General features: G+C 42.5%; 22 protein-coding genes and 1 riboswitch. Of the genes, 12 read left to right on the forward strand and 10 right to left on the reverse strand.

The window, feature by feature from the left end:
• Window positions 1-50 precede the first annotated feature (50 nt).
• From ilvY to rlmD, 4 genes are all read left to right on the forward strand, one after another.
• On the forward strand, window positions 51-905 hold the full coding sequence (gene ilvY, locus ABJK37_RS20330) for an HTH-type transcriptional activator IlvY (protein WP_348357682.1): 855 nt from the start codon (window positions 51-53) through the stop codon (window positions 903-905).
• 254 nt (window positions 906-1,159) lie between these two features.
• Window positions 1,160-1,501, forward strand: coding sequence for a YciI family protein (locus ABJK37_RS20335; protein ID WP_348357684.1), 342 nt, complete (start codon window positions 1,160-1,162; stop codon window positions 1,499-1,501).
• A complete protein-coding gene (locus tag ABJK37_RS20340) occupies window positions 1,498-2,787 on the forward strand; it encodes a sigma-70 family RNA polymerase sigma factor (RefSeq protein WP_348357686.1) in 1,290 nt (429 codons plus the stop codon). Before ABJK37_RS20335 ends, ABJK37_RS20340 begins: the two co-directional genes overlap by 4 nt.
• A gap of 392 nt (window positions 2,788-3,179) precedes the next feature.
• Window positions 3,180-4,436 (forward strand): 23S rRNA (uracil(1939)-C(5))-methyltransferase RlmD, encoded by a 1,257-nt coding sequence (rlmD, locus tag ABJK37_RS20345; RefSeq protein WP_348357688.1) that lies wholly within the window; start codon window positions 3,180-3,182, stop codon window positions 4,434-4,436.
• A 176-nt stretch (window positions 4,437-4,612) separates the two neighbouring features.
• Here rlmD and thiH read toward each other — a convergent pair whose 3' ends face one another.
• The 7 genes from thiH to ABJK37_RS20380 all read right to left on the reverse strand — a co-directional run bounded on the left by thiH (window position 4,613) and on the right by ABJK37_RS20380 (window position 12,198).
• Complete coding sequence (thiH, locus tag ABJK37_RS20350; RefSeq protein WP_348357690.1) at window positions 4,613-5,743, reverse strand: 2-iminoacetate synthase ThiH; 1,131 nt, start codon at window positions 5,741-5,743, stop codon at window positions 4,613-4,615.
• Between the two features lie 3 nt (window positions 5,744-5,746).
• Window positions 5,747-6,523 carry a thiazole synthase gene (locus tag ABJK37_RS20355; RefSeq protein WP_348357692.1) on the reverse strand — a complete coding sequence of 259 codons (777 nt, stop codon included), beginning with the start codon at window positions 6,521-6,523 and terminating at the stop codon, window positions 5,747-5,749.
• Window positions 6,524-6,526: 3 nt separating this feature from the next.
• Complete coding sequence (gene thiS, locus ABJK37_RS20360) at window positions 6,527-6,727, reverse strand: sulfur carrier protein ThiS (RefSeq protein ID WP_348357693.1); 201 nt, start codon at window positions 6,725-6,727, stop codon at window positions 6,527-6,529.
• The gene (locus ABJK37_RS20365) at window positions 6,717-7,499 is read right to left on the reverse strand and encodes a HesA/MoeB/ThiF family protein (RefSeq protein ID WP_348357695.1); all 783 of its coding nucleotides are present in this window, start codon (window positions 7,497-7,499) and stop codon (window positions 6,717-6,719) included. Before ABJK37_RS20365 ends, thiS begins: the two co-directional genes overlap by 11 nt.
• Window positions 7,496-9,085, reverse strand: a complete 1,590-nt coding sequence (thiE, locus tag ABJK37_RS20370) for a thiamine phosphate synthase (RefSeq protein ID WP_348357697.1) — start codon at window positions 9,083-9,085, stop codon at window positions 7,496-7,498. Before thiE ends, ABJK37_RS20365 begins: the two co-directional genes overlap by 4 nt.
• Window positions 9,085-11,070 carry a phosphomethylpyrimidine synthase ThiC gene (gene thiC, locus ABJK37_RS20375; RefSeq protein WP_348357699.1) on the reverse strand — a complete coding sequence of 662 codons (1,986 nt, stop codon included), beginning with the start codon at window positions 11,068-11,070 and terminating at the stop codon, window positions 9,085-9,087. Before thiC ends, thiE begins: the two co-directional genes overlap by 1 nt.
• 131 nt (window positions 11,071-11,201) lie before the next feature.
• A riboswitch (TPP riboswitch) is annotated at window positions 11,202-11,303 on the reverse strand.
• Window positions 11,304-11,514: 211 nt separating this feature from the next.
• Window positions 11,515-12,198 (reverse strand): YafY family protein, encoded by a 684-nt coding sequence (locus ABJK37_RS20380; protein WP_348357701.1) that lies wholly within the window; start codon window positions 12,196-12,198, stop codon window positions 11,515-11,517.
• Between the two features lie 121 nt (window positions 12,199-12,319).
• Here ABJK37_RS20380 and ABJK37_RS20385 point away from each other — a divergent pair, with 121 nt between their 5' ends.
• Both ABJK37_RS20385 and ABJK37_RS20390 read left to right on the forward strand, forming a co-directional pair.
• Complete coding sequence (locus ABJK37_RS20385; RefSeq protein WP_348357703.1) at window positions 12,320-12,712, forward strand: VOC family protein; 393 nt, start codon at window positions 12,320-12,322, stop codon at window positions 12,710-12,712.
• 131 nt (window positions 12,713-12,843) lie between these two features.
• Window positions 12,844-13,260 carry a GFA family protein gene (locus ABJK37_RS20390; protein ID WP_348357705.1) on the forward strand — a complete coding sequence of 139 codons (417 nt, stop codon included), beginning with the start codon at window positions 12,844-12,846 and terminating at the stop codon, window positions 13,258-13,260.
• A 92-nt stretch (window positions 13,261-13,352) separates the two neighbouring features.
• On the opposite strand, the gene ABJK37_RS20395 is transcribed toward ABJK37_RS20390, so the two are convergent.
• A complete protein-coding gene (locus ABJK37_RS20395; protein WP_348357707.1) occupies window positions 13,353-14,867 on the reverse strand; it encodes a YifB family Mg chelatase-like AAA ATPase in 1,515 nt (504 codons plus the stop codon).
• A gap of 64 nt (window positions 14,868-14,931) precedes the next feature.
• A complete protein-coding gene (locus ABJK37_RS20400; protein ID WP_215932931.1) occupies window positions 14,932-15,561 on the reverse strand; it encodes a trimeric intracellular cation channel family protein in 630 nt (209 codons plus the stop codon).
• 356 nt (window positions 15,562-15,917) lie between these two features.
• Between ABJK37_RS20400 and ilvD the strand changes: the two genes are divergently transcribed.
• From ilvD to ABJK37_RS20415, 3 genes are read left to right on the forward strand one after another with little or no spacing between them, the layout of a single operon-like run.
• Window positions 15,918-17,765, forward strand: coding sequence for a dihydroxy-acid dehydratase (gene ilvD, locus ABJK37_RS20405; RefSeq protein WP_348357708.1), 1,848 nt, complete (start codon window positions 15,918-15,920; stop codon window positions 17,763-17,765).
• Entirely contained in the window at window positions 17,766-19,316 is a 1,551-nt protein-coding gene (ilvA, locus tag ABJK37_RS20410; RefSeq protein ID WP_348357710.1) for a threonine ammonia-lyase, biosynthetic, read from the forward strand. It begins immediately after the preceding gene.
• 3 nt (window positions 19,317-19,319) lie between these two features.
• Window positions 19,320-20,240 carry a glutaminase gene (locus ABJK37_RS20415; RefSeq protein WP_348357712.1) on the forward strand — a complete coding sequence of 307 codons (921 nt, stop codon included), beginning with the start codon at window positions 19,320-19,322 and terminating at the stop codon, window positions 20,238-20,240.
• A gap of 27 nt (window positions 20,241-20,267) precedes the next feature.
• On the opposite strand, the gene plsB is transcribed toward ABJK37_RS20415, so the two are convergent.
• Window positions 20,268-22,703, reverse strand: coding sequence for a glycerol-3-phosphate 1-O-acyltransferase PlsB (plsB, locus tag ABJK37_RS20420; RefSeq protein ID WP_348358233.1), 2,436 nt, complete (start codon window positions 22,701-22,703; stop codon window positions 20,268-20,270).
• 180 nt (window positions 22,704-22,883) lie between these two features.
• On the opposite strand from plsB, the gene lexA reads away from it, so the two are divergent.
• The 3 genes from lexA (at window position 22,884) to ctaD (ending at window position 26,605) form a co-directional block, all read left to right on the forward strand.
• Window positions 22,884-23,507 (forward strand): transcriptional repressor LexA, encoded by a 624-nt coding sequence (gene lexA, locus ABJK37_RS20425; protein WP_348357714.1) that lies wholly within the window; start codon window positions 22,884-22,886, stop codon window positions 23,505-23,507.
• 368 nt (window positions 23,508-23,875) lie between these two features.
• A complete protein-coding gene (gene coxB / locus ABJK37_RS20430) occupies window positions 23,876-24,985 on the forward strand; it encodes a cytochrome c oxidase subunit II (protein WP_348358236.1) in 1,110 nt (369 codons plus the stop codon).
• 12 nt (window positions 24,986-24,997) lie between these two features.
• Window positions 24,998-26,605, forward strand: coding sequence for a cytochrome c oxidase subunit I (gene ctaD / locus ABJK37_RS20435; protein ID WP_348357716.1), 1,608 nt, complete (start codon window positions 24,998-25,000; stop codon window positions 26,603-26,605).
• Window positions 26,606-26,610: the final 5 nt, after the last annotated feature.

Here is a 26,610-nt window from a genome sequence, read left to right on the forward strand (position 1 = left end):
TGCAATATAATGTTGCGATATATGCAATAAAACCGAATTGGGTCGATTAGATGGATATACGTAGCTTAGAGTTGTTTCAACATTTAGCGAGCAGTTTACATTTCAGTAAAACTGCGGAATCAATGTTTGTTAGCCCTTCTACTTTGAGTCGCGCTATTCAAAGACTTGAAGAGGAATGCGGTACTACTTTGTTTGCACGGGACAATCGTAAGGTTAAACTCACGGCGGCCGGTTTAAAACTGCTGAGTTTCTCTCAGCAAATCTTAACTGAGTGGAAAAAAGTAAAATGGGAGTTACAACAAGAACATCAGCAACTTCAGGGGGAATTGAGTTTATTTTGTTCGGTGACTGCCAGTCAAAGTCACTTGCCTAGCCTTTTGGATCATTTTCGTCACAAATATCCGCAAGTAGAAATTAAACTAAGTACCGGTGACCCAGCGCTATCTGTAAGCAAAGTGATGCAGCAGGAAGTCGATGCGGCCATCGCAATTCACACCCCTGACTTTCCTGCGGAGTTAAAATTCTTATCACTAGGTGAAGTGCCTTTGTTACTTATTGCTCCTAAAGACACTTTGATAAATCGATTAGACCAAGTGGACTGGCGTCAGCACTCATTCATTTTACCTGATTCTGGTCCATCAAAACGTATTGTGCATCATTGGTTTGCCGAACAAGGCATAAGGCCACGCATTTATGCCAAAGTGGCTGGGAATGAAGCGATAGTAAGTATGGTCGCCTTAGGTTGTGGTTTGGCTATAGTGCCGCAGATTGTGTTGGACTATTCCACCATAGGTCAAAAAGTGAATCGTATTGCCTTAGATGATATCGAACCTTATCAGTTGGGTTTGTGTTGTTTACAAAAACGAGCCGATGAACCAGCCATTCAAGCTTTGTTTAATTGTTAAATGCATTGCGGCTTTCCGATGTTCTATAAACTTAAAAAATCGTGCTGATTTGTTCTCGAAAAAATCCTTGGCTGTTCAATAAATACTTAAAAGAAACTTAAGTTAACTAAGACTCTGTTTTAGATAATTTATCGGCTCTGTTGACAGCGATATATTTATATTGCGATAAAGTGTCTAATTAGTGCTAGTTGATGCATCTTTATTATGTCAGTAGTGATTAACCTGCTGAAAATATAAAAATCAAGGAGCAATAAATGAGTAACAAAAAATTCATGTGTATTCTACGAAGTGAGTCAGGGGCTTGCGAAAAACCATCACCTTCAGACATGGAAACTATGTATGCTAAATACCAAGCGTGGCAAAGTAAATTTGCAAAAAATATTTTAGACATGGGAGGTGCATTATCAGGCGCCGCTGCAGTAGTAACAAATGATAGTGTCAAAGATGGCCCCTTTATTGAATTAAAAGAAGTAGTAGGCGGTTATATGCTTCTTTCAGGTGAAAGCTTAGATGAGGTGGTAAAAGTGATTCAACAAAGTCCCATGGTCGAGAACCCCCGCACCAGTTTAGAAATCCGAGAAATTTCTACACCTTGAGTAACAAGGAACAACAAGATCATATAGAGCATGTTTTTCGCCATGAGTATGGTTCACTTGTGGCGACATTAGCTCGTCGTGTAGGTATACAATACATTGAAATGATCGAAGATGCGGTGCAATGGTCTATGACACAGGCTCTAACACATTGGGCATTAGACAAGAAGCCTAGTAACCAGGCCGCGTGGTTATATCAAGTTGCACACAGACATTTATTGTCTGAATTTAGAAAAACAGTGCGACATAAGGTGATATTGAATAATGAATATGATCAGCAAAATATCGAATTCAGCGGGGATTTAGAAGCAAGCCTATCAAGGGAGTTATCAGATGCATTGCTGCGTATGCTTTTTTTGGCCTGTGACGATCATATACCAATTGAGTCGCAATTAGTCTTCACCTTAAAAAGTCTTTGTGGATTTAGTGTTTCTGAAATTGCCGCACGGTTATTCGTCTCTGAGGCCAATGTTTATAAGCGTTTTATTCGAGCCAAAAGTGTGTTGATAAAACAAAAATTTAATATAGACGAGATCAATCAATCTCTAATTACACAGAGAATTTCAGCAGTTCACCGGGTTTTATACTTAGTGTTTACTGAAGGGTATTTGTCTTCACATCCGGATGTGCTGATCCGCAACGATCTGTGTGAAGAGGCCTCGCGGTTAACATTATTGTTAGTACAAAATCCAATATGCAACGTACCAGAGAGTCATGCATTACTTGCTCTTATGTATCTTAATATTGCTCGACTTGATACACGCGAAGACCAAGCTGGTTTGGTGTTATTAGCACAACAAGATAGGTCGATGTGGGACCAACAAAAAATAACACAAGCTATGGAACACCTGATGCAATCTGGCCAAGGAGATACTATTTCCCGTTATCATATTGAAGCCAATATAGCTGCAGAGCATTGTATGGCCGTAAGCTACCAAGATACTCGTTGGGACAAAATAGTTGGCTCATATGAATTATTAGAAAATGTGGCCCCTTCAGCGTTACATATTTTAAATCGAGCACTAGCAATGGCTGAATGGAAAAATGCCAAACAAGGATTGGAAGTTTTGCAACGAGCAGATATTCCTACATGGTTAACGCGATCTTATCATTGGTATGCTGTACTGGCAGATTTACAATACCGCGATAAGCAATATAAATCTGCCAAACAAAATGCCGAACAAGCTATCCAACTAGCACCTACAAATGGTATTAAAGATTTACTAAGAAGGCGAATGGCTAATTATGATACAAACAAAACCACCAAAACATTTATTGTAACTAACTGATATAAAATCAATGTGCGTGTTTTGGTTGTTGATTGACGTTTGGACAGTGTTTTTACAGTGATTTTTATCTGCCGTTGTCTGGCTTTTGCTCGTATCTCGCAGCTAGAAACTCGCTACTATCTCCTGCTCTTATCTTGTTCTAGCGACTATCTACTCGCAACTGCTACTCTGTTGAGGTCGAGTATTAGGGTGAGTCATCAAAGGGCTTTTATATTTTTTATTTGATTCAAAGGGTAAAAGTAAATGTGCTGGTATAATGCAGGTCATTACCTAGTATTTAAAAAGTCATTCTATTGAAAAAACGCGCTCCTTCAATTTTTTCGCAATCGCCAAATAAAAACACGGCTAACAACAAGCGAGGCCGTAAAAAGTCGTCCTAAGCCCTAGGTCCTGTGCAGCATTTTACTGTTGATGGCCTGACTCATGAAGCAAAAGGCGTGGCGCGCTCCCAAGGTAAAGTCACTTTTATAGCCGGGGCGTTACCCAGTGAAACCGTTTCAGCACAGGTGATTAAATCAAACCGTCGTTATGACGAGGCTAAACTGCTTGATATTCAGCAAAAAAGCGTGCATCGGGTCGCGCCCGAGTGTCCTCACTATGAGCTCTGTGGTGGTTGCAGTTTTCAGCATCTTACAATAGAACAGCAGCGAGCCGAAAAAATGCATTGGTTGCAAGGGCAATTACGTAAAGTTTGTCCAGACCAGAGGTTGACAGAGTTAACCGACTCGCCTTTTGGGTATCGCCGACGAGCTCGTCTATCGGTACGAGTTAAAGATCAACAATTACACTTAGGTTTTCGTGCTAAATCATCACAAAGCATTGTTTCAATTGAAAACTGTTTAGTATTAACGCCGCCGCTACAAGGCATTTTTAGGCAGTTAAAGACAGAATTAAAGAAAGACTCTGTTGCCGCGAAAATTGGTCATATAGAATTATTAGAAGACACAAAAGGTTTATCTGTCTTGCTGCGTTTAACTGCTACTGTTAGCAGCGCCGAATACCATAAATGGCAACAGTGGTCAGAACAACAACAAGTTGATTTATACTGGCAAACGCCAGATGAGCAGCGAGCCAAAGTTCCTCCTGAAGCCATGCGTCACTATCAACTCGATGGTTTTAACCTGAGCTATTATCCACAAGATTTTATTCAAGTGAATGCTACCATGAATGAAAAAATGGTGGCACAAGCTATGGATTGGCTCACTCCGAATCAAGAAGATGTGGTGTTAGATTTATTTTGTGGTGTGGGCAATTTTTCACTGCCCTTAGCAAAGCGGGCTAAACAAGTGGTTGGGGTAGAAGTGCAACCTAGTATGGTGGCTGCGGGTCAAGCTAATGCTAAAAAAAATGAGTTAGATAACCTGTCATTTATCGCTGCCGATTTAACCAAACCCGCTCCTAAAACTATTACCTCTATCGGGGTCACAAAAGTGCTACTCGACCCTCCAAGAGCCGGGGCTTTTGAGTTTTTACAGACCTTAGTTAAACTCAGACCTAAACAGATTTTATATGTGTCATGTGATGCCGCCACATTGGCCCGAGATGCGGAGTATTTAGTCGCTAAAGGCTACAAGGTAAAGCGCGCAGCTATGATGGATATGTTTCCACAAACTACACATTTGGAGACTATGATGTTGATGGCCTTGTAGCTTTCCTTGGGTGTTAAGAGAATAAGGAAGCTATTCATAACACAGGTGTTTTACTTTCCTTAGAAGTGTTGTATGGCTATGTAGGCATCTTCGGTAGCGCTGATTTTGATAAGGGTTTTTTCAGCCACATCTAAGGTTTCCTAAAGGGAGCCGTTGAAGACTTAAAAGCCCCATTTCTACCCAGCAGAATAACTGGCATCCCAATCTTTCCAGACAACTTCCAATCCAGCTGCAGACACTGCTTTTGCCATTTGTTTGGGGCTGCGTTCGTCGTCAATATCAAACTGACTCAGAATTTTAGTTTGGTCAGCATAGCCTCCTGGTTGAGTTTTAGATCCTGCGCTTATTTGGGTTATGCCCAGCTTCAGAATATTATCTCGTAGGGTGGCTGATTCTCTGGTGGACATCACTATGTCTAATTGAGGATTAAGTAACCTAAAGGCGCAAATGAGCTGAACTAACTGGGCGTTGCTTGGCAGGTGTTGCGGTTCAATTCCGCCCATACAAGGGCGAAGACGTGGAAACGCCACTGAATAGCGCGTTCGCCAATAACGTTTTTGCAGGTAATCTAGATGCCTTGCAAGTTTTAAGCAGTCTAGGCGCCAGTCGGTTAAGCCTAATAAGCAGCCTAATCCGATCTTGTCCATGCCGGATTGGCCTAACCTGTCGGGCGTTTCTAAGCGCCAACGAAAATCCGTTTTGTTGCCTTTGAGGTGATGTTTTGCATACACATCTTGCTGATAGCATTCTTGGTACACTAATACGGCATCTACACCTAGCTGTCGTACTGCACGGTATTGCTCGCTCGAGAGTGGCTGTACTTCTAACATTACATAGCTAAAGTAACGTTTGATGATAGGTAGTACTTGTGCGAAATAAGCCATACCGACCTTGGTTTCGTGTTCGCCTGTGACTAATAGAATATTGTCAAAACCTAATGCCTTTATGGCTTGGCATTCGGCTTCGACTTGTTGGGGTGTTAAAGTCGTACGCTTGAGTTTATTGCTCATTGAAAAACCGCAATAAGAGCAGTCGTTAGCGCATAAATTTGATAAATACAAAGGAATAAAAAATCCTAAAGTATGGCCAAACCGCTGGCGAGTTAGTGCTTGTGAGCGTTGCGCCATTTGTTCTAAAAAAGGTTGAGCTGCTTTAGATAACAAAATGGCCATATCTGCTACCTCAATATTCGATTGAGCGAGTACTCGGGTCACGTCTGATGCGTTGGCTTGAGTGAGATGTGTTTGTAATTGGTTGTCGTCAAACGCCTGCCATTGCTGATAAAAACTGCTTTGTAGGTATTCCATAGCTTAATGACTCATTTCGTTGAGAAAACCTGTTAGTGAGCTGGTGGCATTAGCGCCTGAGCATTTAACACCCAAGCCCGCTTGGTAAGCGTTATGCCCTGCTTGCACCGCTAATTTAAAGGCACTACCCATAGCGACTGGGTCGGGTGATACGGCCATGGCTGTGTTTACTAATACAGCATCGGCGCCCATTTCCATGGCTAATGTAGCATCAGACGGCGCACCAATGCCGGCATCAATGATCACCGGCACCACAGCTTGTTCAATAATTATTTCTAACATTGAACGAGTGGTAAGGCCCTGATTAGAGCCAATAGCAGCGCCTAGCGGCATGACTGCGGCGCAACCCACTTCGGCTAGACGTTTACATAAAACCGGATCGGCACTGCAATAAGGTAATACCACAAATCCTAAAGCGCAGAGTTGTTCGGCGGCTAATAGGGTTTCAATAGGATCGGGCATTAAGTACTTAGGGTCGGGGTGAATTTCCAACTTTATCCAATGGGTACCTAAGGCTTCGCGGCCTAATTGTGCGGCAAATATGGCTTCTTTGGCCGTGCGTGCCCCAGAGGTATTAGGTAATAACTGCACCCCAAGTGGTTTTAGATGATCTAAGATATTATCATTTTTTTTTTGTAAATCGGTGCGTTTTAACGCCATAGTCACCAATTCACTGCCACTTGCTTTGATAGTATTGGCCATGATTTCCCCACTTGAAAACTTACCGGTGCCGGTCAATAACCGTGAATGAAATGTTTTATCAGCAATATGTAAGGTCATAAGTTAGCCTCCTGCTATAGCTTGAAATAAAGTAATTTCATCATGCTCACTTAATGTTGTTGACGGCCAGCTTGAGTGAGGTATGACAGTGTCGTTAATGGCTACGGCTACACCGGCTTCAGACGTTTGATAGCTGTCTAACAAAGCTTGCAATGTGCATGTTAGGTCGACCTGGATTGATTTATTATTTAATTTAATGTGCATCTTTGCTCCTTGAATCTTTGTTTGAACAAACCGCACAACTCGGGTCAACTTCTATTGCCAAATTTTGCCAGTGCATGTCTATGGCGTTGAATAGTTGTAACCTAGCTGCTTGGCCTGTTGAGCCTATTTGACTGAGATATTTAATCCCTTGTAAAGCCTGCATACTGCCAATGATCCCAACTAATGGACCCATCACACCGTCTTGTAGACAGCTGCTTTGGTCGTCAGGTGTTGAATGGTAGATACATTGATAACAAGGAGAGTTTTTGGTCATTGGCAGAGTCAGCAACTGGCCTTTAAAACCAATTGCTGCACCACTAATAAGTGGGCGTTGTAAGTTCACACAAGCCTGATTTATCAATAAACGAGTATGGATGTTGTCAGTACAATCCAGTACTAAATCAACATCACTAACCAAACTAAAAACATTATCAGCCGTGACCTTCTCCCTCACCACTTGATAATTCACACCTGGAGCCATGGCATGTAAGTTAATAGCGCCTTGTTGTGCTTTATTACGGCCAATCTGGTGTTCTTGATATAGAATTTGCCGGTGTAGATTACTGCGTTCAACCGAATCAAAATCGGCAACGACTAAAGTGCCAATGCCCGCAGCAGCCAGATACATAGCAGCAGGACAACCTAATCCGCCCATACCAATAATTAACACATGTGCCTGTCTTAGACGTAACTGACCTTTTTCGCCTAATTCGGGCAGTAACATTTGCCGTGCATAACGTAACTGCTCTGGCTGGGAAAGTACGTGGTTCATGGCTGCATCTCCCCAATAGAGTCATCAGCAGTCGCCACTAATTTTTTGAGTAATGTGTGGGTGACCGATTGCCAATTGGGTGCTTGTAAAATTGCAGACACCATGGCAATTCCATCAACTGACGTTTGTTGTACCGCTGCTACTCTTTGTTCTGAAATACCCCCAATAGCCACTGTCGGTATGTCTTCACATAACCCCACATAGCGCTTTAGGTTATCTAAACCTTGTGGATTGGATGGCATCTCTTTGGTTTGGGTTGGGAAGATATGTCCAAGGGCGATGTATGAAGGTTTGAGCTGTTTGGCTATAAGTAATTCATGATAACCGTGAGTAGAAATACCCAAACGTAACCCCGCTGTTTTTACGCTTTGCAAGTCGGCTAAAAGCAGATCTTCTTGGCCTAAATGTACACCATAGGCTTGGTGTTTAATTGCTAGCTGCCAGTAATCATTGATAAACACTTGGGCTTTATAACAGCGCCCCAACGCGATTGCTTCACTAATTTGAGTTTCTAGGTCTGTAGCTGCAGGGTCTTTAATACGTAGTTGTATTGTTTTGACACCCGCTTGTAATAACCGGGTTAACCATTTCACATTTGGCACCACAGGGTATAAACCCAACCACTGCTTGTTGCAGGGTAAAAATGCTGCTAGCTGTTGTGTAGGTATTGATTTGCTGACAGTACCGACATAAGGAAAATCAGTTATGTGCTGCGGCCACCCAGCATGTGCTAAAGGGCCAGTGCCTCGACCTAATGGATAAGCTAGCCTAATACCTTGATTGATATAGGCTTTCGCTAGAACGAGGGCGTCGTTTAATAGATACCCCTTGGCGATTGCTGCGCTAATTGCAGATGACAGAGTGCAGCCCGTACCATGTGTATGCTCGGTACTTTGGCGTTTGGAACTCATACTAAATGTGTGTTCGGCGCCGTAATATCTGTCGATTGAGTACTCGCCACTAGCGTGGCCACCTTTGATCAACACACCTTTACAGCCACGGCTCATCAAGTTTTCTGCCGCCGCCTTTTGTGCATCTATATCAGCACATGCATTGTTAGATAAACTAGCTAATTCCACTAGATTTGGGGTCAGTAAATCCACTACAGGTAAAAGCGTATTTCTGATTGCTTTAGTTACCTCTTGCCCAGCCATTTCCTCGCCGGTCGAAGCCACTTGAACAGGATCTAAAACGATAAAAGGGCAGGAATGTGTAGCAGAGGTGTTATCAGTAAAGCTCAATATTAAGTTGGCCAAAGCGTTAACTTGCGTAACAGATGCGAGTAAACCGATCTTTATGACTGCAGGCGGTATATCTTCTAGCAGACTGGCAAGTTGCTGAGTAAAACTTTGTTCAGATACCACTTCAAGGTGATCCACCCCTTGACTATTTTGTGCCGTGACAGCAGTGATCACTGTAGCTGTATGTACTGAAAAATCATGGGCTGTTTTAATATCTGCCTGTATGCCCGCGCCACCAGAGCTGTCACTGCCCGCCACCGTCCACATCACGGACGGTGGCGTATGTTTATTGTGGGTATCGCTTAGGTGACTCTTTGATGCAGATTGATTAATGGGCGAGCCCATTAGCTTTTTTCCTTTTCAAGCACTTGGTCAGCACGGTGATATAATTCACCACCTTTGTCTTTAAATACTTGCGACATGTTTTTCATGCCTTTTTCAATCTCACTTTGACTGGTGTGAATTGCTTGGGTATTGCCTTGCATATCCACCATTTTTATTGCGATTTTTTCTTGGTTCTCTAAGTTGGCTGCATAAGCTCTGACTTCTTCCGTGATTTTCATAGAGCAGAATTTAGGACCACACATAGAGCAGAAATGTGCCACTTTGCCAGATTCTTGAGGAATGGTTTGATCGTGATAGTCTCGAGCGGTTTCAGGATCAAGAGACAAATTAAATTGGTCTTCCCAGCGAAATTCAAAGCGGGCCTTTGATAACGCGTTGTCTCTAATCTGCGCGCCGGGATGACCTTTGGCTAAGTCGGCGGCGTGGGCGGCAATTTTGTAGGTGATTAACCCTTGTTTTACGTCTTCTTTTTCAGGTAGGCCTAAGTGTTCTTTGGGGGTGACATAACACAACATGGCACAACCAAACCAACCAATCATGGCTGCGCCAATGCCTGAAGTAAAATGATCATAACCGGGAGCAATATCAGTGGTCAGTGGTCCTAAAGTATAAAATGGCGCTTCGTGGCAGTGTTCTAATTCTTCGGTCATGTTCTTTTTGATCATATGCATTGGCACATGCCCTGGCCCTTCTATCATCACCTGCACGTCATATTCCCATGCGATTTTAGTTAGCTCTCCTAAGGTGTGTAATTCGGCAAATTGTGCCTCGTCATTGGCATCTGCAATGGAACCAGGGCGTAAACCGTCACCCAAACTAAGGCTGATATCGTAACGGGCGCATAGTTGGCAGATTTCTCTAAAGCGCAGGTACAAAAAACTTTCTTGATGGTGAGATAAACACCACTTAGCCATAATAGAGCCACCACGAGACACAATGCCTGTAACACGTTTGGCTGTCATGGGCACATAACGTAGCAATACACCTGCATGAATAGTGAAGTAATCCACGCCTTGCTCTGCCTGTTCGACTAAAGTGTCGTAGAACACTTGCCAGTTGAGATCTTCAGCTATGCCGTTGACCTTTTCCAGTGCTTGGTAAATGGGTACTGTGCCAATAGGCACTGGGGAATTTCGGATGATCCATTCACGGGTTTCGTGAATGTTACGCCCAGTAGACAAATCCATTATGGTGTCTGCACCCCAGCGTGTTGACCATAAGAGTTTCTCTACTTCTTCTTCGATAGACGAAGTCACCGCAGAATTACCGATATTAGCGTTAATTTTAACTAAAAAATTACGCCCAATGATCATAGGTTCGCTTTCCGGGTGATTGATATTCGCTGGAATAATCGCTCGGCCTTGAGCCACTTCTTGACGCACAAACTCTGGGGTAATTTGTTCTGGCAGGTTAGCGCCAAATGATTCTCCGGCGTGCTGCTGCAGCAATACCTGATCGGTTATACGTTGGCGACCCATGTTTTCGCGAATGGCAATATATTCCATTTCTTTAGTGACAATACCGCGACGGGCATAATGCATTTGGCTGACGCACTGCCCTTGTTTAGCTATTTTAGGCAAAGGCCGGTGTTCAAAACGCAGGTCATCTAGAGTCTCGTCGGATAAACGTTGTTGGGTGTATTTGGCACTTGAGGCTGTTAAGGTTTGGCAATCCTGTCGTTCATCTATCCACGCGTTGCGTAATTTGGGTAAACCCTTATTTACATCAATAGTGATGTTAGGATCGGTATAGGGCCCAGAAGTGTCATAAACGGGAATTGCTTCATTCTTAGCAAATTTAGGGTTTTCTTTAGTGCCGCCGATGACGGAGTCTCCTAAAGATATTTCTCGCATACCAACACGTACATCACCTTCCGAGTTATGCAGATAAATACGCGATGAATTGGGGTAAGATTGGTGTTGTAAATTAGCAATAAATGCTTGGGCTTGTTCTCGACGTTGACGGCGAGTTAATTGAGTAGACATAGCAAAATCTCGTTAGTTAAGAGGATATTTGCTTGTCAGAAGTGTTGCGCAACTCATTAAATGCTCTCTAGATAGAAAATTTATCTAGAGACATACAATTTTGATAAATAACCAATAAAGCTAAATACAAAACAATGAGTTACTTTGTTTCCTACGCAGGTGTTAGCCTGATCAGGTTCAACGGATCCCGTAAAATAACGGTCTCAGCCTCGAGGGCACTCCGACAAGTATCGAGAAGTGTAAACATTTTGGGTAAAACTACAAGAGGGAAAATATTGAACACGGCCGGTACTGAACTGATGGCGCTTTGATAGAGTTTAGGCTCAAAGCATCTGTTTGCGTCAGTTGGTGAACGTAATAGGTCAGTAGTTTGATAGTCGCTGACCGAGTCATTTCCTAATATTGGCGAGTGAGCTGACTACGACACTTCAGCTGGGAAGTTGGTTAATCATGTTTAATTTGCGCTAAACAAGTCGCTAGGTTTCTATTTTTGTCGTTTGGATAGCGAGTTTTTAAAATGTCGAATTCAGTTATTCGATCAAGACGAAAATTACGAAAAGATTGGCGTAATTCACACCAGCCAGTCAGCAGCCAAACTGGACTAAATGAAATCAAAGCCAAGGGCCAAATGGTTCGTTGGGTGGTTTGGTCTTGCAAATCTAGATAACTGAACTGCACCTTGTTTTTGCGACGAATACACTCCCTTACTTGGGTAAAGCTCACTTCCCAAGGAATTTTGTAATGACTAGGCGCCGAAAACGTACTGATTTGATGTAATTCTTGTATCAACGGAGCGGGTAAGGTCGCTTGGATTTTCCTAAAAGCACTTTGTGCTTTGACAGCGAATTGTTCATCAGTCCAGTTCCCTACCATACCAATACCTAACGCTATGGCTTCTAATTCATCGGCGTCAAACATAATAGGTGGCAGGTGATAGCGTTTATCTATGACATAGCCAACGCCCGCCTCACCACTAATAGGTACACCTGAGTCCATTAAACATTGAATATCACGATAGATAGTTCTCAAGGATACTTCAAATACTTCTGCTAACACTGAGGCGGTAACTGCTTGGTGCATTCTTCGTAAATGATGAACTATGTTATTAAGTCGTTCAGCTTTTTGCATACATACCCTGAGTCATGATTAATATGAATACTTAAGCTTATTGAAACACTACTGACAAAGACTGTCAGTAGCTAAAGGGTAATATTTATCTGCACTAAACAACAACTCATTGGAGATAATCATGATTGGATATGTAACCTTAGGTACAGCAGATTTGGCGAAATCAAGCGCATTCTATGATGCCTTACTGGGCACAATAGGCGCTGGGCGATTTATGGAAGAGCCCGATTATTTTATTGCATGGGCCAAAGCCCCAGGAGAAGCTTCAATTGCGGTTTCTGTGCCGTTTAACAAAGAACCGGCTTCTGTAGGTAACGGTACTATGGTTGCTGTAGCGTTAGACAGCGCCGAACAAGTTGATGCTTTCTATAATAAGGCACTGGAATTAGGCGGTAGTTGTGAAGGTAAGCCTGGATTTCGGCCCGAAGGCGCATCTTCGGGGTTTTATGCTGGATATTTTCGAGATTTAGACGGCAATAAGCTTAATGCGTTTTGTATCGTGGCAGACAGCTAACTGCAAACTAACTAACGGATCTTACTGAATCAGAGTTGTCGAAAATACGACAACTCTGTAACTGTGTGTCTTAAATGCAGTATGCACAGCCTGTGGGATCCTTTTTCGCTATATCTAAGGAAAGTTTTCATATGTTAAGTTCTATAGCCAAGTGTCTTTGTGGTGCAGTGAAAATTACTGCAAATGAAATTAATCCGAAATTTACAGTGTGTCATTGCGATGCATGTCGCGGGTGGGGCGGCGCACCATTTTTTGCTGTGCAATGTGGTACAAACGTGGAAGTTGAAGGTGCTGAAAAAGTCAAGATGTATGAGTCATCACCCTGGGCTTCTCGCGGATTTTGCACCGAGTGCGGTACCCATTTATTCTTTAAATTCAAGAAAAGTGGTGATTACAATATGCCTGTAGGCATATTTAATAATCTACAAGGTTTGAAAATGGAAATGCAATATTTTAGTGATCAACGTCCTGATTATTACTGTTTCTCGAATAAGACCAAAGAGTTGACTCAGGCAGAAATAATGGCCTATTTTGAAAATGCACTATGAAAACATTCTTAAATTTTATGTATTGAATGTTGGCTTGGCATTAATCTGGATAGCATTTTATACGAATTGACTGAGCGTATTTGATTGATATTTTAACTATTAGTCAATTGCGCCAGCATTCTGTCAAAAGCACGGTAGTTCAGGGCTTCGCCTAAATGTTGCCTACTAATATTTGAGCTATCGGTTAAATCAGCAATTGTGCGCGCGACTTTAAGTACTCTGTGGTAAGTGCGTAAAGAGAGTCCTAGTTTTTCGACAGCCTGCTGTAAAAATAACTGTTCTGACTTATCTAACTTACAATATTGTTCGACTTCTTTACTGCCAAGTTGTGCATTCGTTTTTCCGCTGCGATTAAGTTGTAATTGGTGAGCCTGAATGACTCGAGCACGGACTACTTCACTGCTTTCGCCGCGGCTTTTCACCTGCTCGGAAAAATCATTGTTTGGCAGTTTAGGCACATCAACTTGTAAATCAATACGATCTAAAAAAGGGCCTGAAATGCGGTTAAGGTAACGCAATATTTGGTCACAATTGCTACGCCCATCATTCAAACTGCCTGTTGGACTAGGGTTCATCGCTGCAACGAGTTGAAACCTTGCGGGAAATTGGGCTTGTCTAGCAGCTCTTGAAATGCTGACTGTGCCGGATTCGAGAGGTTCACGTAGTACATCTAAAACCTTGCGGTCAAATTCTGGAAGTTCATCTAAAAACAACACGCCGTTGTGAGCTAGAGAAATTTCTCCAGGTCTAGGGATGCTGCCTCCACCAACCAATGCAACGGCAGAGCTGGTGTGGTGCGGGTGACGAAAAGCCCTTTGTTTCCAAGTCTTGGGGTCAACAGGTTTACCCACAATTGAATGGATCGCGGCTGATGCCAAGGCTTCTGCATCTGTCATTGGGGGAAGAATAGTGATTAAACGACTGGCCAACATGGTTTTACCTGTGCCGGGTGGCCCTGTAAATAACAGGTTGTGGCCGCCTGCTGCAGCTATTTCTAAAGCCCTTTTCCCAGCCGCTTGCCCTACGACATCTTGTAAATCACTCTCATAGGTCAGCGTTGGCTTTGAAACCTCAGCTTGGTATAAATCGAGTGGACGTTGCCCAGCGATGTGGTGAAACACATCCAATAGCTGCTTGGCAGGTACAATGTTAGCCTGTTTTATTAATGATGCTTCTGGGGCATTTTCAAGGGGTAAAATTGCGATTCGCTTAGCTTGTGAACAAGCATAAGTAAAGGGTAGTGCGCCGGTTATTGGGCGTATTTCTCCAGAGAGGGCGAGTTCCCCTGCCAGTTCTATGGTTTCTAGTTGATTACTGGTTAATTGATTGCTAGCAGCGATAATGCCTATAGCAATGGCTAAATCAAAACGTCCGCCTTCTTTGGGCAAGTCCGCAGGTGCGAGATTAACAGTGATACGTTTTGCAGGAAACTCAAAACCAGAATTAATCAAGGCGCTACGCACTCTGTCTTTCGCTTCGCGCACCGATGCTTCAGGTAGGCCTACTAAGTTAAAGCAAGGTAGGCCATTAGCCAAGTGTACCTCAACTGTAATCAGTGGCGCGTCAATGCCCACGCTGGCTCGTGAATAAACAATTGCTAGTGACATCAAGCAACTCCATTTGCGTAAAAGGTGAGTCTTTAAGGCTAGCTAATCCTCTTAAAATTGCGAGTTATTCATCCTTTACTGAATCATGGGGATTAAAAACAGGAAGATGCCAATTCCACTTCATCGCACCTAAACGACAGAATAATGTAATGCAAAAGCCAATTATCATACAGCTCACAGTGCTCAAACCTAGCTGTAAACCTAAGATGTAACATGCCCCACCTATGATACAAGCGGTAGCGTAGAGTTCGCCTTTTAAAACTAACGGAATTTCCCGGCAAATCACATCTCGAATCAAGCCTCCAAATACACCTGTCATAGTACCCAGTGCGATGGCAATTAAGGGGGACGCCCCATAAGTTAGCGCTTTTTGTAACCCCATTACGTTAAAGAAGGCTAACCCTATGGCATCTGCAAAAAACAGATAGCGGAGAGGAAAGGTGTCTTTGCTACGTAGCCAAAAAATGGTGGAAAAGGCCGCAAGTATGATGACATAAAAAAAGCTGGGGTCTTGTACCCAAAACACTGGTAGATCTAAAATCATATCCCGCAGTGTGCCGCCGCCAATAGCAGTTACTGACGCCAGCACAACCACTCCAAAACCGTCCATATGTTTCTTATAGGCCATCAGTGTGCCAGCGATTGCAAAAACAGCCACTCCTGCTAAATCAACCCAATGTAACCAAGTTTCCATAAGTCCCCTAACAATTAACGTCTTTCATTTTCGATGTATATGAGTATATAACCCGCTAAAAAGGCATATAGCAATGCTTGATCAAATTATCAGCTTCATGCTATTTCTATGTTCAAGTAATGATAAATAAAATTTGTGATGTGATGCTCTATTCTTTTTTGCGCAATGCAGTGACAACTTACTTAGTCTCCAGGCTAGTGATTATTTTATTGCGGGGATAGTGCTTACGTCGAGTAAGAATTCTAAACCCTTCGTACGAAAGTCCGAGGGGTTTTTTGTTAATGGCAGAGCTTATTTGTAGCGTGCCTAAACAGTTAACTTAATCAGTTTAGATATTTAATTAAAGAGTAAAGATCATGTCAAAGTTACGATCAGCCACTAGTACCCAAGGACGAAATATGGCGGGAGCTCGCGCTTTGTGGCGTGCAACCGGTATGAAAGACGGCGATTTTGGAAAACCAATTATTGCTGTATCCAATTCATTCACTCAATTTGTGCCAGGACATGTACATCTAAAAGATATGGGGCAACTTGTAGCGCGCAGCATAGAAGCAGCTGGTGGTGTAGCAAAAGAATTTAATACCATTGCAGTAGATGACGGTATTGCTATGGGGCATAGTGGTATGTTGTATAGCCTGCCATCACGCGAGATTATTGCCGATTCCGTTGAATATATGGTCAATGCACATTGCGCTGACGCGATAGTGTGTATTTCAAACTGTGATAAAATCACTCCCGGTATGTTGATGGCTTCAATGCGTCTAAACGTACCTGTGATTTTTGTTTCCGGTGGCCCGATGGAAGCCGGTAAAACCAAATTGTCTGATCAAATCATTAAGCTAGATTTAGTTGACGCTATGGTGGCGGGTGTTGACGATAATATTAGCGATAAAGAAAGTGAACAAGTTGAGCGTTCTGCGTGCCCAACCTGTGGCTCATGTTCTGGTATGTTTACCGCTAATTCTATGAACTGTTTGACCGAGGCCTTAGGTTTGTCATTGCCTGGTAATGGTTCGATGTTGGCTACACATGCCGATCGCGAGGGGTTGTTTAAACAAGCCGGCTCACAAATAGTAGAGTTATGTCGTCGTTATTATCAAGAAAATGACGAGTCCGTATTGCCTCGCAATATCGCTAATTTCAAAGCGTTTGAAAACGCGATGACTTTAGACATTGCTATGGGGGGGTCCACCAACACGATTTTGCATTTATTGGCCGCCGCTGTTGAAGGTGAAATTCCCTTTACTTTGGACGATATTGACAGGCTATCTCGTAAAGTACCTCACTTATGCAAAGTCGCGCCTTCTACACCTCAATATCATATGGAAGATGTGCATCGTGCTGGTGGCGTATTGGGAATTTTAGCTGAGATAAACCGTGCAGGTTTGTTACATACAGACTCGCCGCACGTTTTAGGGAAAACCATAGGTGAAGTGGTCGCACAGTGGGATATCACGGATCCTGCAAACAAATATGCCTTGGAATTTTATAAGGCAGGACCGGCTGGAATTCGTACCACCAAAGCTTTTAGTCAAAATTGTCGCTACCCAACCGCCGATACTGATCGTGAAAATGGTTGTATCCGTAATCGTGCCAACGCATTTAGTGAAGAAGGCGGTTTAGCGGTGTTATTTGGCAACATAGCCGAAAATGGTTGTATTGTTAAAACCGCAGGTGTTGATGAATCCATTCATAAATTTACGGGTCGTGCGCGTATTTTTGAAAGCCAAGACACCGCTTGTGCAGCGATTCTGGCTGATGAAATTGTAGCTGGTGATGTTGTGATAATTCGTTATGAAGGCCCTAAAGGTGGACCGGGTATGCAAGAAATGCTTTACCCAACAACCTATTTAAAAGCGAAAGGTTTAGGTAAACAATGTGCTTTGATTACTGATGGACGTTTTTCGGGTGGTACATCAGGTTTGTCTATTGGTCACTGTGCGCCAGAAGCCGCTAGTGGTGGTGGCATTGGTTTGGTTGAAGAAGGCGATACTATTGTTATCGATATTCCTGCCCGTAAAATTGGTATCGATATTAGTGACCAAACATTACAAACACGTCGCGATGCAATGGATGCGAGTGAAAAGCCTTGGAAACCTGTTTCTCGTGAGCGCAAAGTGTCTTTAGCCCTTAAAGCTTATGCTTTATTAGCGACAAGTGCCGATAAGGGAGCGGTGCGAGACGCATCGAAATTGGAAGATTAAATGAGCCGTTCAGCCAATGATTACTTAAAGAGTATTTTGTTATCGCCTGTTTATGACGTGGCGGTGAATTCTGATCTACAAAAGCTAGAAAAATTATCTGCTTCTTTAGGTAACGAAATTTGGCTGAAAAGAGAAGATCAACAACCCGTTAAGTCTTTCAAACTGAGGGGCGCATATAACAAGCTAAGCCAATTATCTGACGAGCAACTCGCCAAAGGTGTTGTGGCGTCGTCTGCGGGCAATCACGCGCAAGGTGTTGCTTATTCTGCAAGAAAAAAGCGCATTAACGCGTCAATAGTTATGCCTGCAACTGCACCAGACATAAAAGTTGAAGCTGTGAGAGATTTTGGCGGTGAATATGTCAATGTCGTGTTGCATGGTACGAGTTTTGACCAGGCGAAAGAAGAAGCCTTACGTCTCTCCAAAGTGCAGGGGTTTACTATGGTTGCGCCTTTTGACGACGAGGATGTGATTGTAGGTCAAGGCACCATTGCCCGTGAATTACTTGAACAAAATCCTGATTTGGACACCTTGTTTATCGCTGTAGGTGGCGGTGGTTTAATTTCCGGTATTTCGGTGTTTTTGAAACAGCTCAAGCCAGATCTAAAGATCATTGCGGTAGAATCTGATGAATCAGCTTGTTTGCAGGCCGCGATGTTGGCGGGTAAACCTGTTCCTCTGGATCATGTGGGCATTTTTGCAGACGGTGTGGCAGTTAAAATTATTGGTGAAGAACCATTTCGTTTGTGCCAAAAATACGTTGATGAAGTCATTACAGTCAACACTGATGAAATCTGTGCTGCGATTAAAGATATATTCGACGATACCCGAGTCATTGCGGAACCTGCAGGGGCTTTGTCGGTTGCAGGTATACGAAAATATTTAAAAAACCATCCTATGCAAGGCAAAAAAATTGGTGGCATTTTATGTGGCGCTAATATTAATTTTCATACCTTGCGCTATGTTTCTGAACGCTGTGAACTAGGTGAACAAAAAGAGGCGGTGATTGCCGTTAAAATCCCCGAGCGTACCGGCGCTTTTAGAGAATTTTGTGCGTTATTAGGCGGTCGTGCGATCACTGAATTTAACTACCGTTATTCTACTGATCGTGAAGCCCATATTTTTGTCGGCATTAAGTTAAAAAAAGGCCGAGAAGAATTAGCGCAATTGACTGATTCTCTAAGCGCTAGTGGATATAAGAGTTTTGATTTATCTGAAAATGAAATGGCTAAGTTGCACGTACGCTACATGGTAGGTGGTAGACCTCCTAGCCTGCTCAACGAAAAATTATTTTCCTTCGAATTTCCAGAGCATCCCGGAGCCTTAATGAAGTTTTTGGATACTTTAGGAGAAAGATGGAATATTACCCTGTTTCATTATCGCAATCATGGTGCTGCAGATGGTCTAGTATTGGCGGGTTTTGATATAGCCGATAGTGATCGAAGTGAATTTGATAGCCACTTAGCCAAATTGGGTTATCTGTACCAAGAACAAACCGATAACCCTGCATATAAATTTTTCTTGTCTGACTTAAATGGTGTATTCGAGTGATAAATGCAAAAAATAGTCGACGATATTGCTAGGAAGATAGTCTCAAAAACGAATAGAGGTTCGGTAGCTAGTTATATTCCGCAACTGGCCTGTGTTAATCCTAATCAATTTTCAATTAGTGTAGCATTGCCAGATGGTTCGATTTATAGCGCTGGCGATGCGCAAACTTTGTTTTCTATTCAAAGTATTTCGAAAGTATTTACCTTAACTCTAGCCTTAGGAAAGCTAGGTGAAAGAGTTTGGAATAGAGTGGGTAGAGAACCGTCAGGTGACCCTTTCAATTCTATTGTGCAACTTGAACATGAACAGGGAAAACCTCGCAACCCGTTTGTTAATGCAGGGGCCATTGCAATTGCTGACGCAATTATTCAGGGTCATCAACCAAAAGAAACTTTGGCAGAAATTCTGCAGTTTATGCGTTATTTAGCAGACGATGAAAGTATTGCAATTGATGAAAAAGTGGCGCGCTCAGAGGAAATGACAGGCGATAGAAACGCCTCGTTGGCTCATTTTATGGCATCTTTCGGGCATTTTGAAAATCCTGTTGATGCAGTGTTAGGCACTTATTTTCATCATTGTTCTATTGCCATGACCACAGCACAACTTGCTACTGCAGGGTTATTTTTAGCAAACAATGGCATAAACCCTATTACGGGCTATAGAGTTGTATCTTCGAACCGAGCAAAACGCATCAATGCGTTAATGTTGATGTGCGGTCATTACGATGGCTCGGGTGAATTTGCTTTTCGTGTTGGTTTACCCGGTAAAAGTGGTGTAGGTGGAGGAATTCTTGCTATTGCCCCTGGTAAAGCGTCAATTGCGGTATGGTCTCCAGGATTGGACACCATAGGTAATAGTAAACTTGGAACACAAGCACTGGAACTGCTCACTCAAAAGACCGGTTGGTCTGTGTTTGGTGAATAGCACTTATGTACCCAATATCTAACGTTTTTATATTTGCTGTAAGCGTTGTGCTATTTCAGGTTCGATTAAATCAATGACATCAGTTTTTAATAATGCACTTTGTTCAGTGTGGTGCAGTTGACCGGTATCGTCGGTTTCTATTAAGGCGTTTTCCTTTAATGCGTTGATAAAGGTTCCTAGTACATTTTTGTCAAAAAATTCAGGTGAATTGATACCATGCAGCGCCGTTAATCTTTCGGCAAATTGTGCGCTTTTCTTTTCTAACTCTGAGCGGCTAACTTGTTCTTGTCTGGATAACAAAGTTAAAACTACCGCGTAGCGATGCAAGGTTTCTTGAATACTGCGGTTAAGTAACCAAGCTGAATAAAACATTTTACTGTTCGCTGATGGCGGTTGAATGTCAGTCTGGTTAGTTTGCAATAAGCCCATTTCTAACATTTTACTAATTATTGACTCTGTATATTCAGAGGCTTGTTCAATGCTCATGTAAATAAATAGTTCACGTTTTAATAAGGGATACAGTTTGGCTACCAACAGCACAATCTGATTTTTGGGCAAACCTTTGTGGGCAAAAACGATTGCGGCAATTAGGCCAGGCAACGCAAACAAATGCAGAATATTGTTACGGTAATAGGTGAGGGACACGGCATTTCTATTTCTCAATGAAATAATTTTGCCAAAACTATCTTTGTGTACATCAAATTTATTCAGTTTAAGAGTATTTTCCAATAACTTCTTGCCTGATATTTTAGGTAATGTGGCTAGTTCGCTGTATGGGGCGTCACTTAAGAGTTCTAAAAAGTGCTCAATCGCTTGTTCCAATTCAGACTGCGCCATAGCGTGTTTTTTAGCTGACAACAAACACATGGCACATATTGCCATGCCATTGATCGCTGCACTTTGGTTTATTCTACCCATCACTTCTGTAGCGAGATTATTGACAACAGGTGTCAGCCATTTAGGTTTTTTGTCGTTACTGTTATCTTGATCGTCGCGCCAATCTGGAACTTGTTGGTCGAGGTAATTGGTTAAATTGATAGGGTCACCAAAATTAAGGAATCCATAGCCATAATTTTTAAGTTTTTTGATAGCCGAAAATATCTGTAGAAACGACTCTTTTTTCTTGCCAGTTCCGTTGAGCTCTTTGAGATAGCTAGAGACTTCCATGACATGTTCGTAGCCTATATACACAGGTACAATACTCACAGGACGGTTAACACCTTTTAATATTGCTTGTAACGTCATAGCCAACATGCCTGTTTTAGGCGGTAACAAACGCCCCGTTCTGCTGCGGCCACCTTCAGGAAAATACTTAACTGAATATCCCTTGTTAAACAGCAATTCTAAGTATTCACGAAACACTGCAGTGTAGAGTTTGTTGCCCGCAAAACTGCGACGTAGGTAAAATGCACCGGCTTTACGCAATATTCCTCCTACTGGTCGAAAATTAAGGTTAATACCCGCAGCTATATGAGGCGTGACTAGGCCTTGGTGATAAATTACATAGGTAAGTAATAAATAATCCATGTGGCTTCGGTGACATGGCACGTAAATAATTTCGTGGCCATTTTGCGCTAAGGCTCTAACTTTTTCTGCATGTCTAACTTCGATTCCGTTATAAATTTTATTCCAAATCTTAGTTAGAATCCTCTCGCCTAACCTGATCAGACCGGGTCTATAATCAGCAGCAATTTCATCTACATATTTTTTTGCCTGAAGCTTAGCTTGTTGATGACTCAATTTTTTACTTCGAGCTTGTTCAACAATGGCCTTGCGTACCGGTTTTGATCCTAACACTCCGTTATACAATTGATGTCGTTCAAGAATGTTAGGGCCAGTTAAGTTTTGATGACGTCGGTAAAAGTGTGTACCTGCTAAGCGAATCAGCTTATGGGCGATTTCATCATCACTACCTTTTAACTCAATCATCTTGCGTGAAGATACGGCTTTGCTATAACAAACGAAGTTGTCTCTGCCCAAAAACAACACAATAAAAAATTTACGTAACCAACTGGGAGACATTTGGTTGGCGATCACATCTGACCAACCTGAAGTGTTTTTCTCAGGCGTTCTGCCCCAAAGAATAGATACAGGCACTATTTGAATATCTAAATCGGGATTTTCTCTATGTAATCTAAATAATTTTGCCGCATCTTCTTGGATAGAAGTGCTGCCAGTTTTACGATTTAACACAGAGCGTGGCTTTTGCAAAAATAAGCATGCGGAATGACTCTGATCAGCAATATTGATGCTTAGCGTAGGTTTAGGCAGCCCCAAGGCGACTGCTGACATTTTTAATGCTATTTCGTCGGTGATTGAACGGGTACGTAGTAAATAAACAATAGGACGTTCTTTGTCTATCCCCAATTCTGATCTGAGATCACTAGGAATACTGTTTACCTTTACCAGCCACTTGACCGGCACTGATACCATTGCCAACAGCAATTTATGCAGCCACAACATACTTATTTGCTCACAAAAAATAAAACCAGCGCAGGATACCACAGACATTCCTAGCTGTTTATCTTTGATAATCGATGACTGCTATTTAATTTGTGTCAAAAAGCATTCAGAAAAAACAAGTTTGAGATTTGGCTATAACTGTATATACTGACACCAACTGTATAGAAAAACAGGCTGTTTATGCGTCCACTAACTGCACGACAAGAAGAAGTACTTCAATTAATAAAAAATACCATGTCAGATACAGGTATGCCGCCAACCCGAGCAGAGATAGCACGAGAGCTGGGTTTTAAATCCGCTAATGCTGCGGAGGAACATTTAAAAGCTTTGGCTCGTAAAGGAGTGATAGAAATATTGCCCGGCACATCTCGTGGCATTAAATTGAATATCCCCTTAGAAGACCAACTTGAAGAGCTTGGCTTACCTTTGATTGGAAGGGTGGCTGCTGGAGAACCCATATTGGCCCAAGAGCATGTCGAAGGGCATTATCAAGTGGATCCTAGTTTGTTTAAACCCAGTGCCGATTTCTTGCTTCGCGTAAATGGTATGAGCATGAAAGATATTGGGATATTAGATGGTGACTTGCTGGCGGTGCATCGTACCACTGACGTGCATAATGGTCAGGTAGTTGTGGCTAGGGTGGACGAAGATGTCACTGTGAAGAGGCTTGAGAAAAAAGGTCGACAGGTTCTGCTTCATGCCGAAAACGAAGCGTTTTCTCCTATCAAGGTTGATTTAGCGACTCAACCTTTCAATATCGAAGGCATCGCAGTTGGAGTTATTCGTAACGCCGATTGGATGTAACATTGAGAAGGCGTATTATTTTACAATAATGCGTCTTTTTTTATCATTTTTAGTTCTTTTCCCGTCTTTGCATGCCATTTCCCTCTTTATTTCCGTTATTTATCATTTATTAACAATTTATTGTTTAAAAAACAACCGGTTGGTTGTAAGTTAAATAAAAAAGCTAGACTATTAGCTATTAAATGAGCGACCCTTAACATTCCAGTGGAAAAAAATAACAATATATTAACTATACATTAACTCAAAATGGTGGCGATTACTGTTTCTGGCGTTGGTGTTTCAGTGAAAAATAAAAAGTACGTGTAACGTATATGAGGTGCCATGTGAAAAGATTTTTGTTCAAGGCTGGAACAATGCTTACTGCATTGATGACAGCACCGGTGTTTGCAGAGACAAGTGATAAAATTGAGCAATACCAGCTAAACATGACCAGAGGCGTGACGGATATCAGTGCTGGTGTCTACGACATGCATATGTTGATGTTTATTATCTGCGTAGTAATAGGAGCGGGTGTTTTTATCGCTATGTTTATCTCTATGTATTTCCATAGGAAGTCTAGAGGAGCTAAACCAGCCAATTTTCATGAAAGCGTCAAAGTTGAAATCGCGTGGACAGTTATCCCTTTTATTATCTTAATCTTTATGGCTGTTCCCGCTATGAACTTGCTAATTGATATGGAAGACGCCAGCGAGCCTGATGTTTCTATCCTAGTAACGGGTTCACAGTGGAAGTGGCACTATAAATACATGGATAATGACGTTGAGTATTATTCAAAAATGGCGACTCAAGCAGAGCAAATTTCGGGTAAGCTTCCTAAAAATAACAACTATCTACTCGAAGTCGATCGCCCTCTCGTTATTCCTACTGGCCAAAAAGTTCGTTTCCTCATTACTTCAGACGACGTTATCCATTCCTGGTGGGTTCCAGATTTTGGCTTCAAACAAGACGCAAACCCGGGCTTTATTAACGACGCATGGACTAAGGTTAATGAACCTGGTGTTTATCGTGGTCAGTGTGCTGAGCTTTGCGGTAAAGATCACGGTTTTATGCCCATAGTAGTGATTGCAAAAGAGCCCGCTGAATACGATAAGTGGATTTCTGAACAACAAGCGATTCAGGAACAAGCTAAAGCCGAAGAGCAAAGACTTTTAGCGATGAATATGACCATGGATGAAGCGATGGATATGGGTGAAAAAATATACAATGCCAATTGTGCGGCTTGTCATATGCCAAATGGCGAAGGGCTTCCAGGTGTGTTCCCAGCGTTAAAAGGCAGTCAAATCGCTATCGCAGACCAACCTAAACATATCGACATTTTACTAAACGGTGTCACCGGTACTGCTATGCAAGCCTATGCTAAACAATTAACTATGTCTGAAATTGCCGCTGTGGTGACTTACGAGCGAAATGCTTGGGGTAACGATACTGGCGACTTGGTACAAGCTAAAGACATTAATTCAGCCATCAACGGACAATAGGAGAAGGTGACCATGACAACTGCAACTGATTCCACTCACATAGATGATCACCATGATGATGACCACCACGATCATCATATTCCACCGGGTATAAAACGTTGGTTATATACCACTAACCACAAAGACATAGGCACTCTATATTTGTGGTTTGCATTTATTATGTTTTTGACTGGTGGTGCAATGGCTATGGTTATCCGCGCCGAATTGTTTCAGCCTGGATTACAAATAGTTGACCCCAATTTCTTTAATCAAATGACTACAGTCCATGGCTTGATTATGGTGTTTGGTGCGGTAATGCCAGCATTTACTGGGCTAGCAAACTGGTTGGTGCCTATGATGATAGGTGCGCCAGATATGGCTCTACCTCGAATGAATAACTGGAGCTTTTGGATACTACCTTTTGCTTTCGCTATCTTGTTAGCTTCATTGTTTATGGAAGGTGGCGGTCCAGCATTTGGTTGGACTTTCTACGCTCCTCTTTCTACCACCTATAGTAACGATGGTACTGCGTTGTTTGTGTTTGCAGTTCATATCATGGGGGCTTCGTCCATTATGGGGGCGATTAACGTTATCGTCACTATCTTCAATATGCGTGCTCCCGGTATGACCTGGATGAAAATGCCTTTGTTTGTTTGGACTTGGTTAATTACCGCATTTTTATTAATTGCGGTAATGCCAGTGCTGGCGGGTGCTGTGACTATGGTGCTAACCGACAAGTTTTTTGGTACCAGCTTCTTTGATGCGGCTGGTGGCGGTGATCCTGTTATGTTTCAGCATATTTTCTGGTTCTTTGGTCATCCAGAAGTATACATAATGATTTTACCCGCATTCGGTATTATCTCAGCGATTGTGCCGACCTTTGCACGTAAGCGATTATTTGGTTATGCCTCTATGGTATACGCAACTGCTTCTATTGCATTGTTGTCATTTATCGTTTGGGCACACCATATGTTTACAACAGGTATGCCAGTGGCGGCAGAGCTGTTCTTTATGTTTGCTACTATGCTTATATCAGTACCCACAGGTGTAAAAGTGTTCAATTGGGTTGCCACGATGTGGCGCGGCTCTATGACGTTTGAAGTACCTATGCTGTTTGCAATAGCGTTTATCGTGTTATTTACCATAGGTGGTTTATCGGGGTTAATGTTGGCCATTGTGCCAGTGGATTTCCAATATCATGATACGTATTTCGTGGTAGCTCATTTTCACTATGTACTAGTGACAGGTGCCATTTTCTCAATCATGGCCGCGGTATACTATTGGTTACCAAAGTGGACCGGAAAAATGTTCCATATCGGCTTAGCTAAATGGCATTTCTGGTGTTCTTTGGTTTCGGTTAACGTGTTGTTCTTCCCAATGCACTTCGTTGGATTGGCGGGCATGCCTAGACGTATACCAGATTACGCATTGCAGTTTGCAGACTTCAACAAGTGGATCAGTATTGGTGGATTCGCGTTTGGTTTATCTCAGCTAATCTTCTTAGCATTGCTGATTAAAGCCTGTAAAAAACAAGGTGAGCCGGTTTCTGACCAAGTATGGGAAGGAGCTGAAGGCTTGGAATGGGAAATCCCGTCTCCAGCGCCTTACCATAGCTTTGAAACACCACCTGTTGTTAAGTAACTAAA

The organism is Paraglaciecola sp., assembly GCF_039964565.1.
GTDB lineage: Bacteria > Pseudomonadota > Gammaproteobacteria > Enterobacterales > Alteromonadaceae > Paraglaciecola.

Bases quoted from the DNA above. Each gene is read 5' to 3' on its own strand.
- plsB (WP_348358233.1), bottom strand. From the start codon at position 22,703: ATGTTGTGGCTGCATAAATTGCTGTTGGCAATGGTATCAGTGCCGGTC.
- ctaD (WP_348357716.1), top strand. From the start codon at position 24,998: ATGACAACTGCAACTGATTCCACTCACATAGATGATCACCATGATGAT.
- thiS (WP_348357693.1), bottom strand. From the start codon at position 6,727: ATGCACATTAAATTAAATAATAAATCAATCCAGGTCGACCTAACATGC.
- thiC (WP_348357699.1), bottom strand. From the start codon at position 11,070: ATGTCTACTCAATTAACTCGCCGTCAACGTCGAGAACAAGCCCAAGCA.
- ABJK37_RS20390 (WP_348357705.1), top strand. From the start codon at position 12,844: ATGTTAAGTTCTATAGCCAAGTGTCTTTGTGGTGCAGTGAAAATTACT.
- ABJK37_RS20355 (WP_348357692.1), bottom strand. From the start codon at position 6,523: ATGACCTTACATATTGCTGATAAAACATTTCATTCACGGTTATTGACC.
- ilvY (WP_348357682.1), top strand. From the start codon at position 51: ATGGATATACGTAGCTTAGAGTTGTTTCAACATTTAGCGAGCAGTTTA.
- ABJK37_RS20400 (WP_215932931.1), bottom strand. From the start codon at position 15,561: ATGGAAACTTGGTTACATTGGGTTGATTTAGCAGGAGTGGCTGTTTTT.
- lexA (WP_348357714.1), top strand. From the start codon at position 22,884: ATGCGTCCACTAACTGCACGACAAGAAGAAGTACTTCAATTAATAAAA.
- ilvD (WP_348357708.1), top strand. From the start codon at position 15,918: ATGTCAAAGTTACGATCAGCCACTAGTACCCAAGGACGAAATATGGCG.
- ABJK37_RS20335 (WP_348357684.1), top strand. From the start codon at position 1,160: ATGAGTAACAAAAAATTCATGTGTATTCTACGAAGTGAGTCAGGGGCT.
- ABJK37_RS20380 (WP_348357701.1), bottom strand. From the start codon at position 12,198: ATGCAAAAAGCTGAACGACTTAATAACATAGTTCATCATTTACGAAGA.
- ilvA (WP_348357710.1), top strand. From the start codon at position 17,766: ATGAGCCGTTCAGCCAATGATTACTTAAAGAGTATTTTGTTATCGCCT.
- ABJK37_RS20395 (WP_348357707.1), bottom strand. From the start codon at position 14,867: ATGTCACTAGCAATTGTTTATTCACGAGCCAGCGTGGGCATTGACGCG.
- thiH (WP_348357690.1), bottom strand. From the start codon at position 5,743: ATGGAATACCTACAAAGCAGTTTTTATCAGCAATGGCAGGCGTTTGAC.
- ABJK37_RS20385 (WP_348357703.1), top strand. From the start codon at position 12,320: ATGATTGGATATGTAACCTTAGGTACAGCAGATTTGGCGAAATCAAGC.
- coxB (WP_348358236.1), top strand. From the start codon at position 23,876: ATGACAGCACCGGTGTTTGCAGAGACAAGTGATAAAATTGAGCAATAC.
- ABJK37_RS20365 (WP_348357695.1), bottom strand. From the start codon at position 7,499: ATGAACCACGTACTTTCCCAGCCAGAGCAGTTACGTTATGCACGGCAA.
- thiE (WP_348357697.1), bottom strand. From the start codon at position 9,085: ATGGGCTCGCCCATTAATCAATCTGCATCAAAGAGTCACCTAAGCGAT.
- ABJK37_RS20415 (WP_348357712.1), top strand. From the start codon at position 19,320: ATGCAAAAAATAGTCGACGATATTGCTAGGAAGATAGTCTCAAAAACG.